The 15,656-nt window shown below is 31.9% G+C and carries 13 protein-coding genes, 2 tRNA genes and 1 riboswitch; of the genes, 1 reads left to right on the top strand and 14 read right to left on the bottom strand.

Going from position 1 to position 15,656, the window contains the following annotated elements:
• Positions 1-2: 2 nt before the first annotated feature.
• A complete protein-coding gene (locus tag H0I27_RS14855; protein ID WP_218731395.1) occupies positions 3-2,378 on the bottom strand; it encodes a heavy metal translocating P-type ATPase metal-binding domain-containing protein in 2,376 nt (791 codons plus the stop codon).
• Positions 2,379-2,482: 104 nt separating this feature from the next.
• On the opposite strand from H0I27_RS14855, the gene H0I27_RS14860 reads away from it, so the two are divergent.
• Positions 2,483-3,169 carry a Crp/Fnr family transcriptional regulator gene (locus tag H0I27_RS14860; protein WP_218731396.1) on the top strand — a complete coding sequence of 229 codons (687 nt, stop codon included), beginning with the start codon at positions 2,483-2,485 and terminating at the stop codon, positions 3,167-3,169.
• Between the two features lie 206 nt (positions 3,170-3,375).
• Here H0I27_RS14860 and H0I27_RS14865 read toward each other — a convergent pair.
• The 13 genes from H0I27_RS14865 to H0I27_RS14925 all read right to left on the bottom strand — a co-directional run bounded on the left by H0I27_RS14865 (position 3,376) and on the right by H0I27_RS14925 (position 15,615).
• A tRNA-Asp gene (locus tag H0I27_RS14865) sits at positions 3,376-3,449 on the bottom strand.
• Positions 3,450-3,602: 153 nt separating this feature from the next.
• Positions 3,603-3,676: transfer RNA gene (locus tag H0I27_RS14870), tRNA-Asp, on the bottom strand.
• Positions 3,677-3,742: 66 nt separating this feature from the next.
• The gene (locus tag H0I27_RS14875) at positions 3,743-4,657 is read right to left on the bottom strand and encodes a DUF58 domain-containing protein (RefSeq protein ID WP_218731397.1); all 915 of its coding nucleotides are present in this window, start codon (positions 4,655-4,657) and stop codon (positions 3,743-3,745) included.
• A gap of 1 nt (position 4,658) precedes the next feature.
• Entirely contained in the window at positions 4,659-7,220 is a 2,562-nt protein-coding gene (locus tag H0I27_RS14880) for a M1 family aminopeptidase (protein ID WP_218731398.1), read from the bottom strand.
• An 80-nt stretch (positions 7,221-7,300) separates the two neighbouring features.
• Positions 7,301-7,618 carry a thioredoxin gene (trxA, locus tag H0I27_RS14885; protein WP_165733121.1) on the bottom strand — a complete coding sequence of 106 codons (318 nt, stop codon included), beginning with the start codon at positions 7,616-7,618 and terminating at the stop codon, positions 7,301-7,303.
• Between the two features lie 215 nt (positions 7,619-7,833).
• A complete protein-coding gene (gene metF / locus H0I27_RS14890) occupies positions 7,834-8,790 on the bottom strand; it encodes a methylenetetrahydrofolate reductase [NAD(P)H] (RefSeq protein WP_218731399.1) in 957 nt (318 codons plus the stop codon).
• A gap of 276 nt (positions 8,791-9,066) precedes the next feature.
• A complete protein-coding gene (locus H0I27_RS14895; RefSeq protein WP_218731400.1) occupies positions 9,067-9,309 on the bottom strand; it encodes a hypothetical protein in 243 nt (80 codons plus the stop codon).
• A gap of 58 nt (positions 9,310-9,367) precedes the next feature.
• Entirely contained in the window at positions 9,368-12,043 is a 2,676-nt protein-coding gene (metH, locus tag H0I27_RS14900) for a methionine synthase (RefSeq protein WP_218731401.1), read from the bottom strand.
• Entirely contained in the window at positions 12,043-12,324 is a 282-nt protein-coding gene (locus H0I27_RS14905; RefSeq protein ID WP_165733125.1) for an antibiotic biosynthesis monooxygenase, read from the bottom strand. The genes metH and H0I27_RS14905 overlap by 1 nt, the downstream gene beginning before the upstream one ends.
• A gap of 62 nt (positions 12,325-12,386) precedes the next feature.
• Positions 12,387-13,388 carry a homocysteine S-methyltransferase family protein gene (locus H0I27_RS14910; protein ID WP_218731402.1) on the bottom strand — a complete coding sequence of 334 codons (1,002 nt, stop codon included), beginning with the start codon at positions 13,386-13,388 and terminating at the stop codon, positions 12,387-12,389.
• Positions 13,389-13,439: 51 nt separating this feature from the next.
• A riboswitch (SAM riboswitch) is annotated at positions 13,440-13,565 on the bottom strand.
• A gap of 61 nt (positions 13,566-13,626) precedes the next feature.
• Positions 13,627-14,514, bottom strand: a complete 888-nt coding sequence (gene cysM, locus H0I27_RS14915) for a cysteine synthase CysM (RefSeq protein ID WP_218731403.1) — start codon at positions 14,512-14,514, stop codon at positions 13,627-13,629.
• 1 nt (position 14,515) lies between these two features.
• A complete protein-coding gene (gene epsC / locus H0I27_RS14920; protein WP_218731404.1) occupies positions 14,516-15,274 on the bottom strand; it encodes a serine O-acetyltransferase EpsC in 759 nt (252 codons plus the stop codon).
• Positions 15,275-15,282: 8 nt separating this feature from the next.
• Positions 15,283-15,615: a 2Fe-2S iron-sulfur cluster-binding protein gene (locus tag H0I27_RS14925; RefSeq protein WP_218731405.1), complete on the bottom strand. Its 333-nt coding sequence runs from the start codon at positions 15,613-15,615 to the stop codon at positions 15,283-15,285.
• Positions 15,616-15,656 lie beyond the last annotated feature (41 nt).

The following is a 15,656-nucleotide window of genomic DNA, read 5'->3' on the forward strand; positions in this document are numbered from 1 at the left end:
AATTATTTTATTTTATTTCCGATTAAATTGGTAGAGATTGTTGTAAAAACAACAATACTTATAGAACTTAAAGGCATTAGAATTGCTGCCATTACAGGTATTAATTGTCCCGTTACAGCAAAATACAATCCTATTACATTATAACATAGAGACAGTATAAAACTATACTTAATTACTTTAATAGCTTTTTTTGATGCTTTTATGTACGTGCCAATTTTATTAAATTTTGATGCATCTAAAATTCCGTCACAAGCAGGTGAAAACACATTAATATTTTCTGATAATGCAATACCAACATCACTTTTTGCTAAAGCACCGGCATCATTTAAACCATCTCCAATCATCATTACTTTTTGATGTTTTAGCTGAAGACCTGCAACTACTTCTAATTTATCTTCTGGTTTTTGATTGAATAACAAATTGGTACCTTTTGGTAAACTTTCTTCTAAATAAACTCTCTCCCCTTCATTATCTCCAGAAACAACAGCTAAGTCATATCCCTTTTTTAAGGATTCGAATAACGGCTTTACTCCTTCTCTGTAAGAATTTTTAAAAGTAAATTTCCCTTTGTAAATCTCATTAAAACTAACATATACAGAGGTATCTAAAGCAGAAGTATCATCTGTATTTTTCACATAAGAAGAAGAACCTAATTTTAATTTTACATCTTTACAACTTACTTCAATACCTTTGCCTACAATTTCTTTAAAATCGGAAATAGCAAGTACCTCTACTTCTCCCAAACTATTATACAATGTTCTACTTAACGGATGATTAGATGCCCTTAAAGAACTTTTTAAAACACTTTTCTCTTGATTATTTAATTGAACTCCGTCATAAGAAATCGTATTCTCTTTATGTGTGGTTAGCGTACCTGTTTTATCAAAAATAATAGAATCTATAGCTGCCAGTTGCTCTACAACCGTTGCATTCTTTAAGTAAAATTTTTCTTTACCAAAAATACGCAGCATATTCCCTAAAGTAAATGGTGCTGCTAAAGCAATTGCACAAGGACATGCTATAATTAAAACTGCGGTAAACACATTTAATGCTTTGCTAGCATCATAAAACAGCCAAAAACTAGTGGACAAAAAAGCAACGAGTAAAACTAGTATTGTAAAATTCTTACTAATAGTATCTGTAATGGTTTTAAAAGGCGATTTATTTTCTTTATTAAACACATCATTACTCCATAATTGCGTTAAGTAACTTTGAGAAACAGAAGCTAAAACTTCCATCTCTATCACTCCTGAAAGCTGCTTACCACCAGCAAATAATTTGTCTCCAGATTTTTTAGAAACTGGTTCCGCTTCCCCGGTAACAAAACTATAATCGATATCTGCAGTTCCGTTGATTAGAATACCATCCGTAGGAATTAATTCTTGGTTTCTAATAAGCAATCTATCTCCTTTTTCAATATCATAAATAGCCACATTCTCTTCTTTTCCTTTAGAGGTTATACGCGTAACTGCGATAGGAAAATAAGATTTATAATCACGCTCAAAAGACAAGAAATTGTATGTTTTCTGCTGAAAAAACTTCCCTAATAAAAGAAAGAAAACCAACCCTGTTAAACTGTCGAAAAAACCCGTTCCTAAATCGAAAATAATTTCTACAGTACTCCTAATAAATAGCACTAAAATACCCAGCGCAATAGGAACATCAATATTTAAAATTTTTGATCGCAACCCTTTGTAAGCAGAAACAAAATAACCTTGTCCCGCATAAAAAACAACCGGTAAAGAAAAGGCAAACATTAACCACCTAAAGAGCGTTTTATATTTCTCTATCCAAAAACCATCTACTTCAAAATACTCAGGAAAAGAAAGAAACATAACGTTTCCGAATGCAAAACCTGCAATCCCTAATTTATAAATTAGACTTCTGTCTACAGCTTTTTTGCCTCCTTCATAATCATCTAAACTAATGTAAGGTTCATAACCAATAGAACTTATTAAAAGAACAATTTCTTTTAAAGTGGTTTTACCAGAATTAAAAGTAACCCTTACTTGTTTCTTCGGAAAATCTACTTGAGACGAAGATATTTTATCATTTAATTTATGTAAGTTTTCTAAAACCCAAATACAAGAACTACAATGAATATGTGGTATATACAACGTTGCAATCTGCGTATTTCCATCATTAAAATCCAATAATTTCTCCGCTATTTCTGCAGTATCTAGAAAATCATATTTTCCTTGAATTTCTATTGGAATTGCTCCGGGATTGTCTTGAAAATTGTAATAACAAGTTAAATCGTTTTCAGAAAAAATTTCATAAACAGTTTTACAACCATTGCAACAGAAACTCTTTTCATCGAACTTTATTAAATTATCATCACAAGAATCACCACAGTGATAACATTGTGTAGATTTCATATTTACTCTTTTGCCTTTTGCAAATTTACGATAAGAATCATGCTTTAGAACATGATATATATCACATTTTTAATATCTTTGACTCTCAAATACCATTAGTCATTATGAGTAAATGCGAGCAATGTATTATTCGTCAATTTAATTCCCTACAACACTTAACTAAAGAAGAGTTAGTTAAGATCTCTAACTGTAAAACAACTAAAGTTATAAAAAAAGGTGAGGCTATTTTTGAGGAAGGTGAGCGATTAAAAGGTGTTTTTTGTATTAAGGATGGTGTTTGCAAGGTTTCTAAAATGAGTGAAAATGGTAGAAATCAAATTATTAGTTTAGTTACCAAAGGTGACTTATTAGGAGAAAGAAGTTTAATATCTGACGAAGCATCTAATCTTAAAGCAGTTGCCTTAAATGATATGCAAGTCTGTTTTATCCCTAAAGAAGAAATTTTAAAGGACCTATCTAAAAACCCAAACTTTACCATGAATGTGCTTAAAGACATGGCACAAACTTTAAAACAGGCTGATAACGTTATTGTAGATATGGCTCAAAAGACCGTAAAACAACGTTTAGCCGAAACACTTCTAAAGCTTCATAAAAAATTTGGCACAAACAGAGAAGGCACAATAGACATCCACCTTTCTAGAGAAGATATTGCTAATATTATAGGAACAGCAACAGAGTCTGCAATTCGCTTACTTTCTGAGTTAAAAAAGAAGAATATTATTGAGTTTAAAGGAAAGGATATCTCAATATTAAATAGTATTGAATTAGACAAAATTGCTCAAGGATTCTAAAACAAAAATACTTTATTATCATATTTTAAAAAGGTGCATTCAACAATGCGCCTTTTTTCTTTTTTTACAGCAAGCTGATGAAATAAAAAAAATTGAGCCTTAGATTAACGATACCACAACTACCATTAAAAACACTGCAAAAAAACTATAGCGCTAAAGAAACTTATAAACACAAAAAAAGCACTTCATAAATGAAGTGCTTTTCGCGGTCTGGACGGGACTCGAACCCGCGACCCCCTGCGTGACAGGCAGGTATTCTAACCAGCTGAACTACCAGACCGTTGCTTTAAGCGGTTGCAAATATACAATGTATTTTTACATACACAACAAAAAAATGAAATAATTTAAAAATAATTTCATTTTATATAATTTTGATGCTTTTCAACTAAAATTTGGACACAAAAAAAGCACCTCATAAATGAAGTGCTTTTCGCGGTCTGGACGGGACTCGAACCCGCGACCCCCTGCGTGACAGGCAGGTATTCTAACCAGCTGAACTACCAGACCGTTGCTTTAAGCGGTTGCAAATATACAATGTATTTCTAGATACACAAGCATAAAATAAAAAAAAGTTTATATTTTTTTTCTACTAATTAAATATGCCGTTAAAACTTCATTGTATCCTTTACGTATATCTACAGGGATGTAATCAATTTTATATTGTAAACATTTATTTTTCAATTCTTTAAAATAATCACCAACTAATGCAGTGTACTTTTCTCTAATATTTTCTGCGTATATATTAATTTCTTCTCGAGTTTCAACATCCACAAATTTTTTGGGATTATTGTCAAAATTGAAATTAAATTCTGTTTCTCCATCATAAGTATGAAATAAAACAACCTCATGTTTATTAAATTTAAGATGTTTTAAAGCTTCAAAAAGTGTTTCATTATCTTTATTTGGTTGAAACATGTCTGTAAAAACAAAAATTAATGAACGCCTGTGTATTTTCTCTGCAATTTCATGCAAATACTTATAGGTTTCTGTAGAAGACTTAGATTCTGAAATTAATAATTGCTCTAATTGATGCAGTAACATCTTTCTGTGCCGCTCACTCCCCTTTTCTGGAGCATAATATTCATAACTATCGCCATAAATACTTAAACCAACTGCATCTCTTTGTCTTTTTAAAATCTCCATTAAAGAAGCCGAGGCAACTGCAGAAAACCCAACTTTGTTTAAATTGTCTACCGTTTGCTTTTTTACAATAGGGTAATGCATAGAAGCAGAATTATCTATTATAATATGGCACCTTAAATTGGTTTCTTCTTCATACTTTTTAGTATATAACTTCTCTGTCTTTGCAAACAGCTTCCAATCTATATGACGTGTACTTTCTCCTTTATTGTATAATTTATGCTCAGAAAACTCTACCGAAAACCCGTGAAACGGACTTTTATGAATCCCAGTAATAAAACCTTCTACTACTTGTTTAGCAAGTAAGTCTAGGTTTTTAATGTCTGATTTAACTTCAGATAAATCCATATTATTTTTTAATATTTTGAGCTCTCGTTAAATTATCTGTAGTTTGTAACAACTTCTTTAATAAAATAGCATTGTAATCTGGATGCTCTTCTAAAAACTGATCTAAAACAACTTTTGCTTCTTTAGAGGAATATTGACCAATAGAACTTGCCAACCATCCCTTAGGAAAAAAGATATCACCTGTTAATTGCACTTCTTCTAATGTTTCTAAAACCGATTTTAAATATATTGTTGCCTCTTTTTGTCTTAACGGATGGTGAATATTCTTTAACCCTGCTTCTACCCAAGATTCGTTTTCTCTATTTTCTTTTTCTAAAAGTGATGTCATAAAAGCATCTCTTACTTGTAAATCTGCAGATAACGAAGGTAACAACCATTTAAAACGATCTAATCTATCGTTGTTAGATATTCTAGTTTGCTGTTCTTGTAAAATTTCTATTGCTTTTACATGTTCTAAAATAGCTAATGTCATTGCCAAAGAACTAAAGTCACTTTCATTTAAAAATAAGTTGTTAATTTTCTTCTCCTTATTCCAAATTTCATACAAAGTTTCTTTTCCTCCTTCAGAAATAGCTATTGATTTATACAAACCAAACAGCGTTCTTTTTATATTTTTTGATACATTACTTCCTAGCAAACCTAAAACCTCTTTTTCTACTTTCTGCTGCACTTCATTTTGATCCTCTTCTGTTAAAAATGACCAAAATATTGTTTGAATTCTTCCTGACAAATAATTGGTAATCAACTCATTTTTTTCATCTTTAATTGCTGATATATAAATCTGAAACGTTTCTAACGGAGTAACTTCACCAATCAACATATTTTCATATAAATTAATGTATTGAGAACCTCTAGAAACCTCATCATTTATGTGTCGATAAGTATCAATTTCTTTCTTATAAATTGGAAAAACACCGTAACCAAATCCGTTTGTATTGTATAAAACTTGTCCGGGTTTAAAATCTTTTGTTGCAGATGTAATATCAAAAGATTTCCCCATATTTTTTATATTGATAATTTTCTCAAAACCTCTTTTATCAATCAATTTAATTTTAAAGGATTGCGTCCAAACTTTATTAGAACCATCTTCTGCTTTTTGATGAATTACAAACTTACTTACGTTTCCTTTTTCGTTCAATTCTATTTCTTCAAAGAAAATTGGTCTTCCAGATGAATTCACCCAAACATTTGACCAGTTTTTTATGTTTCCTGGTGACTTATTATCTAAAATAGCAACCAACTCATTCCAATCTGCATTAGAATTTGCATAAGTTTTTATGTATTCTTGAACTCCCGATTTAAAAGCTTCTTCTCCCAACAAATACTCTAACTGACGCATCATAATTGGCGCTTTGTTGTAAATAATTCTTCCATATAAGGACCCTGCATCTTTTAAGTTTCCTAAATACTGTCGAATTGCATTTGTCCCTTTTGTTCTATCTTCGGAATAGGCACTTGGGTAATGCGTCATCATAAAATTAAGTTTATGATTTACTTCTGGAAAAACAGGATTCATAATTTTATCTGCCATAAAATTAGCAAACACCTCTTTCATCCAAACATCATTAAACCATTTCATGGTAACCAAATCTCCAAACCACATGTGTGAGGTTTCATGTGCAATTAACTTTGCTCTGCTAATTTTTTGCTTTTGAGTAGCATTCTTATCTAAAAACAAAGACGATTGTCTGTATTGTATAGCACCAACATGTTCCATTCCTCCGTATTGAAAAGGCGGAATTGCAGCAAAATCCATTTTTTGGAAAGGAAATTTAACCTGCGTAAATTCCTCTAAAAAATCAATCGATTTCTGATGAATTTGAAACACCTCATCTACACTCTCATTTATCTTTTCTGTATCATTCTCTCTGTATAAAAAGCGCATATCAAACGCTCCAGGATTTTTAGTTTCTTCCGTAAATTTACCTGCTACAAAAGAAAACAAATACGTACTCATTAAATCAGACGTTGCAAACGTATGTTCTATAAAGTCATCTAGCTCTATACTACTTTCTTCAAACCCTCCTGCAAGAACTTGCCAATCTTTTGGAGCAGTAATTTTTAAATTGTACTTAGCTTTTATATCTGGCTGATCAAAACAAGGAAACAGCGTACTTGCTCTATCCGGAACTAATAAAGTATATAAAAACTCTTCATTTCTATTGAGTGATTTTTCTCCTGCTTCAAATAATATTTCTATTACGTTTTCGCCTAAACTCAATCGTTTTTTCTTAATAATAACGTGTTCTTTCTGGTGATTTATCTCGGATATTTCTCCGTTTACTTTTATTGACTTCAACTTAGAGGCATCCTCGTTAAAATCTAAATAAACATCGTTTTCTAAATCATTAGCAGTAAACTTAACTTCCAATATAGAAGCAATAGCCTTTTCTTTTTCCTTCGGAATTTTAAAATGTACATCATAAACAACATCAGCAATTTGCTGTTTTCTGTATTTGGCTAACTCAAAAGAAATTCCCTTTTCTAGTTTTAATTGATTCTCTTGCTTATCACAAGAAATAAAAAGGAAAAGGAAAACTATTATTGATAGGTAAAATTTCATGTAAAGAATTTAGATTTTAAAAATAAAAAAAGGTTTGACGTTAGCCAAACCTTTTTAATATTATAAAAGATGAATACTACTTATATAGCTGCATCGATTTTTCCTGTATACACATTTTTAGGAGCAACACCTACTTGTTTGTCTACAACTTCTCCGTTCTTAAAGATTAAAACAGTTGGTATGTTACGTACTCCGTATTTTGCTGCAAATTCTTGGTTAGCATCAACATCAACTTTACCAACTACGGCTTTTCCTTCATATTCAGTATGAATTTCATCAACAATTGGTCCTACCATTCTACATGGTCCACACCAAGCTGCCCAAAAATCTACTAATACTGGTTTGTCAGATTTTAATACTAATTCGTCAAAGTTTGCGTCTGTAATTTCTAATGCCATTTTTATATTTTTAAATTATTATTTCAATTTCGAACTACAAAAGTAATCATTTTATTCACTTAGTAGTTTTCTTAAAAATTACTTTTTCCTATTTGTCTATAAATAGTTGTTATGCATACAAATAGAGAATCATCAAAAAGACACTCTTTTAAAGTAGTTTTCTGATGATTCTCTATAAATTTAATTCCTAATTAAAGAAACTACACCTTTTTATTTTAAAATAATTTTGATGCAATTGCATGTATATTATCACTTTTCCCCATAGAGTAATAGTGTAAAAATGGCACTCCTGCTTCTTTTAACTCCTTAGATTGCTGAATAGCAAACTCAATACCAACCTGTCTTACCGCTTTATTATCTTTACAACCTTCTACAGCATCAATTAAATCTTCTGGTAAATCAATTTTAAAAACTTGTGGTAAAATCTGTAAATGTCTTTTTACAGCAAGTGGTTTAATTCCTGGTATAATTGGCACTGTAATTCCTATTTCTCTAGCTTTTTTAACAAACTCGAAATATTTATTATTATCAAAAAACATTTGCGTTACCACATAATCTGCACCCGCATCTACCTTTTGTTTTAAACGTTTTAAATCTGTATTTAAAGATGGAGATTCCATATGTTTTTCTGGATATCCTGCAACACCCACGCAAAAATCATAATTATGCTCTACTTTAATATCATCATGTAAATATTTCCCTTTATTTAAATCAGATATTTGTTGTACCAAATCGCTCGCAAAAGCGTTACCTCCTTGAGTTGCTTTAAAATAAGATTCATCTTTTCTAGCATCACCTCTCAAGGCAACCACGTTATCTAATCCTAAATAATGGCAATCTACCAAGACGTATTCTGTTTCTTCTTTGGTAAAACCTCCACACAGTAAATGCGGAATTGCATCTACCTTATATTTATGCATAATAGAAGCACAAATACCTACCGTTCCTGGGCGCATTCTAGTAATTCTCTTGTCTAAAAGTCCATTTCCTTTATCCACATAAACATATTCTTCTCTAGAAGTTGTTACGTCTATAAAAGGTGGATTAAATTCCATTAAAGGATCTATATTATTGTATAAATCTTGAATATTTTTTCCCTTCTGAGGTGGTATTACTTCAAAAGAAAATAATGTTTTACCATTTGCATTTTTAATGTGATCTGTAACTTTCATTTCTGCTGAATTTATTTCAGTATTTAATAGAAATAAGCAACAACTAATGCCGAAAGCGATAACAATAAAAACTGTAGAAGGAATTTTAATTCTATTCTATATCTTTTCATCTCTTAAATTTTCCGCAAAAATGTACTTTCCTATTGTATTATTTATTGATTTAAATGTAACAAATTGTTAATTTAATGTTTTATTCATTTTTTGGGCGTTACCACAAGGGTCACGCTTTGCACTATATCTTTTTTTTATCAAAAAAAAAGGATGCCGTTTCAATCGTTAACGCAAACTATTTAGCAGCTTTTTTACGGCTTCGAAATCTTCTTTGTATTCCCAATAAATCCATCTCCCATCTACATAATCTGTTAAAATATATTTTTCGCTTAAAGATTTAATTCTAGAAACTGCAATTAATTTCTTTCCAAATTTCTCTGCAGCAACAGGAGTCATTTTCTCTTTATTGTTTTTATCAAAACCATGAGAAATAACATAACTTCCTAAATGCAATTCTATAAACTCCATATATACTCATTTTGTAAAATACCCCTGATAGGTTTTAAAACCCTATCAGGATTAATTATTATTCTTCTGCAAGTATTGGATGCAACCATTTTCTAGCTTTCTCCTTAGTAATACCTTTTCTTGTTGAATAATCTGTTACTTGATCATCTGTTATTTTACCCAAACCAAAATACTTAGATTCTTTGTTTGCAAAATAATATCCAGACACAGCTGCAGCTGGCCACATTGCCATACTTTCTGTTAATGTAACACCAATGTTTTCTTCCACTTTAAGCAATTCCCAAATGGTTTCTTTCTCTAAATGATCCGGACACGCAGGATATCCTGGTGCAGGACGTATACCTTTGTAACTTTCTTTTATTAAATCATCATTTGTTAATCCTTCATCCGTATCAGAACCCCAATGTTTCGTCCTAACTTGTTTATGCAGGTATTCTGCCATTGCTTCTGCAAAACGATCTGCAATAGCTTGCGCCATAATTGCATTGTAATCATCTTCTTTTGCCTTATAGCTTTCGGCCAATTCTTGTGCTCCAAAAATACCAACACAAAATGATCCTATATAATCTGTTCTACCAGTTTCTTTAGGTGCAATAAAATCTGACAAAGCGTGGTTAGGTATGCCTTCTCTCTTTTTTAATTGCTGACGTAAAGTTCTAAAAATAAATTCTTCTCCTCCTTTTTTCTTTACAGCAATATCATCGTCATTTATAGTGTTTGCCTCAAACAAACCAAAAACAGCTTTTGGCTTTAACAATTGTTTCGCAATAATTTCTTTAATCATTGCCTGAGCTTCATCATACATAATAGTAGCTTGCTCACCAACAACCTCATCCTTTAGAATAGCTGGAAACTTACCATGTAAATCCCAACTTCTAAAAAATGGACTCCAATCTATAAAAGGTAATAATTCTTTTAAACTTAATTGCTCTAAAGTCTGAATTCCTAATTCGTTTGGTTTTACAATTTCAGACGTTTCCCAATCAATTTTATATTTTCTATTACGTGCTTCTTTTATAGAGATGTATGATTTTTCTTTCCCTCGTTTTAAAAACTTGGTTCTAAATTCATCATAATCTTTTTTCATTTTAGCAACGTACTCATGCGATGTTTTCTTATTTAATAAATCACCTACAACAGTTACTGCTCTAGAAGCGTCATTTACATGCACCACAGCATTGGTATATTGTGTATCTATTTTAACAGCTGTATGTGCTTTAGAAGTTGTTGCGCCACCAATTAATAAAGGCAACACAAAGTTTTGGCGTTGCATTTCTTTGGCTAAATACACCATTTCATCTAACGATGGTGTAATTAAACCAGACAAACCAATAGCATCTACACGTTCGCTAATAGCCATTTCAATAATCTTTTCTGGCGGAACCATTACGCCTAAATCTACAATTTCGTAGTTATTACAAGCCAAAACAACACTCACAATATTTTTCCCAATATCATGCACATCACCTTTTACAGTTGCCATTAATATTTTACCAACAGGCTCTTGCTTATCTCCTTTTTCGGCTTCAATAAAGGGATTTAAATAACCTACCGCTTTTTTCATTACACGTGCAGATTTTACTACTTGTGGCAAAAACATTTTTCCTGCTCCAAATAAATCTCCAACCACATTCATTCCAATCATTAAATGACCTTCAATCACTTCAATTGGTGCCGTAGCTTCCTGTCTTGCTTGTTCTATATCTTCAATAATAAAAGCATCTATTCCTTTTACCAAAGCATGTGTAATTCTATCTTGTAAAGGGTTTTCTCTCCAAGATAAATCAACCGTTTTTTCTACTTTAGAGCCTTTTACAGTATCAGCAAAATCTAATAAACGTTCCGTTGCATCTTCTCTTCTATCTAGAATTACATCTTCTACGCGTTCTAATAAATCTTTAGGAATATTATCATACACTTCTAAAAGTGCAGGATTTACAATTCCTATGTTCATACCTGCTTGAATCGCATAATATAAAAATACTGAATGCATCGCCTCTCTAACTCCATCATTTCCTCTAAAAGAAAACGACACGTTACTAACCCCTCCACTAACACTTGCATTTGGTAAATTTTCTCTTACCCAACGTGTAGCTTCAATAAAATCGATGGCATTTCTTCTGTGCTCATCCATTCCCGTTGCAACGGGAAATATATTTAAATCGAAAATAATATCTTCACTAGGAAAACCAACTTCATCAACTAAAATATCATACGATTTTTTAGCAATTTCAATTCTACGATCATAGTTATCTGCTTGTCCTTCGGCATCAAAAGCCATTACAATTACAGCAGCTCCATATCGTTTTATTTGTTTTGCTTCCCAAATAAATTTTTCTTTTCCTTCTTTAAGTGAAATTGAATTTACAACGCATTTTCCTTGAACCACTTGTAAACCTGCTTCTATGATTTCCCACTTAGAGCTATCAATCATAATTGGCACTCTACAAATATCTGGTTCTGCTGCAATTAAATTTAGAAAACGAACCATAGCTTGTTTTCCATCAATTAAACCGTCATCAAAATTAATATCTATAATTTGTGCGCCACCATCTACTTGGTGTCTTGCAATATCTAAAGCTTCATCAAATTGCTCGTTTTTTATCAATCGTAAAAACTTACGAGAACCAGCTACATTTGTACGTTCCCCTACATTGATAAAATTGCTATTTTCATTCAAGACTAGAGGTTCTAATCCTGATAAACGCATATATTTTGTTTGTTTCACTTTCATTATATGTAATGTTCTACTATTGGAAATGGTTCATAAAAATGATGCAATAATTCTTTCCATTGTTCATATTCATCAGATTTTCTAAATCCAACCTCGTGATCCTCTATTGTTTGCCAACTCACCAATAAAATATATTTATCATCTTGTTCAACACATTTCTTTAATTGATGAGAGCTATATCCTTTCATAGAAGAAATAATCTTTTCTGCCTTCTTAAAATTAAACTCAAAATCTTTTGAAAGACCTACTTTTATGTTTAAAATGGCTACTTCTAGAATCACTTTCCTTTTATTTATATTGAGATTACTACTTACGCAGCACTACTTTTTTATATATCTAAAACCTATTTATTTACAACAAATGCTCTTGGCTTATATTTTTCCGAAATCCTTGCAATCTCGCTAATATGTTCAGGTGATGTTCCGCAACAACCTCCAATAATATTAATTAAATCTTTCTTTAAATACTCTTCTATTTGCTCACCCATTTCTTCTGCAGTTTCATCATACTCTCCAAAAGCATTTGGCAACCCTGCATTTGGATGTGCAGAAATAGCAAAATCTGTTTTGTTTGCAATAGCTTGTAAATGGGGCTGTAATAAATTGGCTCCTAAAGCACAATTAAAACCTACAGATAATAAAGGAATGTGTGATACAGAAATTAAAAAAGCTTCAGCAGTTTGCCCAGATAAAGTTCTACCTGAAGCATCGGTAATAGTACCACTTAACATAATTGGAACATCAATACTACGTTCGTCTTTTACCTCTTCAATGGCAAATAATGCTGCTTTGGCATTTAAAGTATCAAACACCGTTTCTACTAACAATAAGTCTGCACCACCATCTAATAAAGCTTCTACTTGTTGTTTATAGGCAATTCTTAATTCATCAAAAGTAACTGCTCTATAACCAGGGTCATTAACGTCTGGAGACATACTAGCAGTTCTGTTTGTTGGACCAATAGAACCTGCTACAAAACGAGGTTTGTGTGGTTCTTTTGCTGTAAACTCATTTGCAACTTCTTTAGCAATTTTTGCAGACTGATAGTTTAATTCGTACACTAAATCTTCCATCTGATAATCTGCCATTGCAATGGTCGTTCCAGAAAAAGTATTGGTTTCTATAATATCTGCACCAGCTTCAAAATATTTACCATGAATGGTTTTAATTGCTTCTGGTTGTGTAATTGATAACAAGTCATTATTTCCCTGTAAAGGTGATGGATAGTCTTTAAAACGTTCTCCTCTAAAATCTTCTTCCGTGAATTTATAGGCTTGTAGCATGGTACCCATAGCACCATCTAAAACCAAAATTCTTTCTTGTAAAGCTTTGTATATATTTGACATTCCTGAAAATTAATTTTTGTGTTATCAGGAAAAGAAGAATTGATACTTTTTCCGTTATCTCTCTGAAAGGTTCTGAACCTAGTTCAGAAAGAATCAGTAGAAATTAGCACCTTCTTTAAAGATAAAGGGTTGCCAAGGCTTCCTCGGGTCTAATCCCTCAACCTTTCTTGATAACAATATTTAATAAATGAACTAAATTACGTTACAAAGTAACGAACTTTTTTCTTGTTTTAATAATTTATTCGTAGATATCTGATGATAAATAACGATCTCCTCTATCGCAAATAATAGCAACAATAACACCTTTATCTATTGATTTTGCTACTTTTAACGCGGTAGCAACAGACCCTCCACTACTCATTCCTGCAAAAATGCCTTCTTCTTTTGCTAAACGAACCGTCATTTCTTTTGCTTCTTCTTCACTTACTTCAAATATTTGATCTATTTTTTTAGCTTTAAAAATAGCGGGCATATATTCTTCAGACCATTTTCTAATTCCAGGTATTTTAGCTCCTTCTTTAGGCTGCGCTCCAATAATGGTGATGCTTTCGTTTTGCGATTTTAAATAATCAGAAACTCCAGTAATGGTTCCAGTAGTTCCCATGGCAGAAACAAAATGAGTTACCTCTCCTTCTGTGTCTCTCCAAATTTCTGGTCCTGTTGTATTAAAATGTGCTTTAGGGTTATCAAAATTATCAAACTGATTTAAACGAAAGTATCCTTTTTTATATTTTAACTTTAAAGCATAATCAATAGCACCTTCAATCCCTTTATCAGCAGGAGTTAAAATTACTTTTGCACCGTAAGCTCTCATCGTTTTAACTCGTTCTATAGTAGAGTTTTCCGGCATTGTAAGCACCATATTTACACCTAAAACTTTTGCCATTAAAGCCAATGCAATACCCGTGTTTCCACTTGTTGCTTCTACTAAAGTATCACCTTTCTTTATATTTTTTCTTTTGATTGCTTCAGAAATCATATAATAAGCTGCTCTATCCTTTACACTTCCTCCAGGATTATTTCCTTCTAGTTTTAATAATAAAGTAACACCTTCTTTCTTTAAGATATTTTGTACCTCTACAAGTGGTGTATTTCCAACAAAATCTATGATACTTTTGGTTTTCATTCTAATTTCTTTTTTGAAAAATATTATTTTCTGATTTCACTGTTACCACCGAATTTTCTGGAACGGATTCCATAATACAAACATTGGCTCCAATTACAGAGTTTTTCCCTATTACAACATCTCCTCCTAAAATAGTAGCATTTGCATAAATAACTACACCACTTTCTATTGTAGGATGTCTTTTCGTAGATGCTAAACTTTTCTTTACTTGTATTCCTCCTAAAGTTACGCCTTGAAAAATCTGTACATTATCTTTTATAATTGCAGATTCTCCTATTACCGTTCCTGTTCCGTGATCTATATGAAAAGAAGCTCCTATTTCTGCTCCTGGATGAATCTCTGTACCGGTTTTACTGTGCGCATACTCACTCATTATTCTTGGAAAAACAGGGATTCCTAAGTTTAATAATTGGTGACTTAAGCGATACACTGCAATGGCATAAAAACCAGGATATGCTAAGTAAATTTCTTCTAAACTTTTAGCAGCAGGATCATTTTTTTCTGAAGCAGCAGCATCTAAATCTAATTTTTGACGAATAGAAACAAAAGAACTTTCAAAATCATTCCACAAATTTGCTCCATTTTCTACGGATAATCTTTCTAAAATTTTCAAAAACTTCAACCTTGTTTCTGCACCACTTTCAGACAAATGACGTTCATCAAACAAGTTATTGATTAACTGTTTCGTAAAAACCTCTACTGCATCTCTTAAACACATGCTGTAGTTTTTAAACGTAATTATTTGTGCTGTTTCTTTCATGTTAGCTTTTACATTTCTGGAGCTAATACTACTTCTAACCCGTCCATTGCTGGCGTCATTTGTATTTGACAGCCCAATCTACTATTGTCTTCTACATTAAACGCTTCTGCTAACATAGCATCTTCATCATCTGTCATTTCTGGTAATTCGTGATCTGAATTTACATAACACTGACAAGAAGCACACATGGCCATACCGCCACAAATACCTATGGTACCTTCTTCTGCTAATTCGTAAGAACGAACAACTTCCATAAGATTCATTGCCATGTCTGTAGGTGCTACAACTTCATGTAGTACACCATTTCTATCAGTTATTTTTATATTTATATCTACGCTCATTATACATTTTTTACCAAAGCCAAAAGTAATAAATTTGTTTG

Origin of the sequence: Polaribacter sp. HaHaR_3_91, from assembly GCF_019278525.1 — a bacterium.
Lineage (GTDB): Bacteria > Bacteroidota > Bacteroidia > Flavobacteriales > Flavobacteriaceae > Polaribacter.

Excerpts from the sequence above, each read along its gene's own strand:
- cysM (WP_218731403.1), bottom strand. The coding sequence starts at position 14,514 with ATGAAAACCAAAAGTATCATAGATTTTGTTGGAAATACACCACTTGTA.
- H0I27_RS14925 (WP_218731405.1), bottom strand. The coding sequence starts at position 15,615 with ATGAGCGTAGATATAAATATAAAAATAACTGATAGAAATGGTGTACTA.
- H0I27_RS14875 (WP_218731397.1), bottom strand. The coding sequence starts at position 4,657 with ATGGATTTATCTGAAGTTAAATCAGACATTAAAAACCTAGACTTACTT.
- H0I27_RS14910 (WP_218731402.1), bottom strand. The coding sequence starts at position 13,388 with ATGTCAAATATATACAAAGCTTTACAAGAAAGAATTTTGGTTTTAGAT.
- trxA (WP_165733121.1), bottom strand. The coding sequence starts at position 7,618 with ATGGCATTAGAAATTACAGACGCAAACTTTGACGAATTAGTATTAAAA.
- epsC (WP_218731404.1), bottom strand. The coding sequence starts at position 15,274 with ATGAAAGAAACAGCACAAATAATTACGTTTAAAAACTACAGCATGTGT.
- H0I27_RS14855 (WP_218731395.1), bottom strand. The coding sequence starts at position 2,378 with ATGAAATCTACACAATGTTATCACTGTGGTGATTCTTGTGATGATAAT.
- H0I27_RS14895 (WP_218731400.1), bottom strand. The coding sequence starts at position 9,309 with ATGGAGTTTATAGAATTGCATTTAGGAAGTTATGTTATTTCTCATGGT.
- H0I27_RS14880 (WP_218731398.1), bottom strand. The coding sequence starts at position 7,220 with ATGAAATTTTACCTATCAATAATAGTTTTCCTTTTCCTTTTTATTTCT.
- metH (WP_218731401.1), bottom strand. The coding sequence starts at position 12,043 with ATGAAAGTGAAACAAACAAAATATATGCGTTTATCAGGATTAGAACCT.
- metF (WP_218731399.1), bottom strand. The coding sequence starts at position 8,790 with ATGAAAGTTACAGATCACATTAAAAATGCAAATGGTAAAACATTATTT.
- H0I27_RS14860 (WP_218731396.1), top strand. The coding sequence starts at position 2,483 with ATGAGTAAATGCGAGCAATGTATTATTCGTCAATTTAATTCCCTACAA.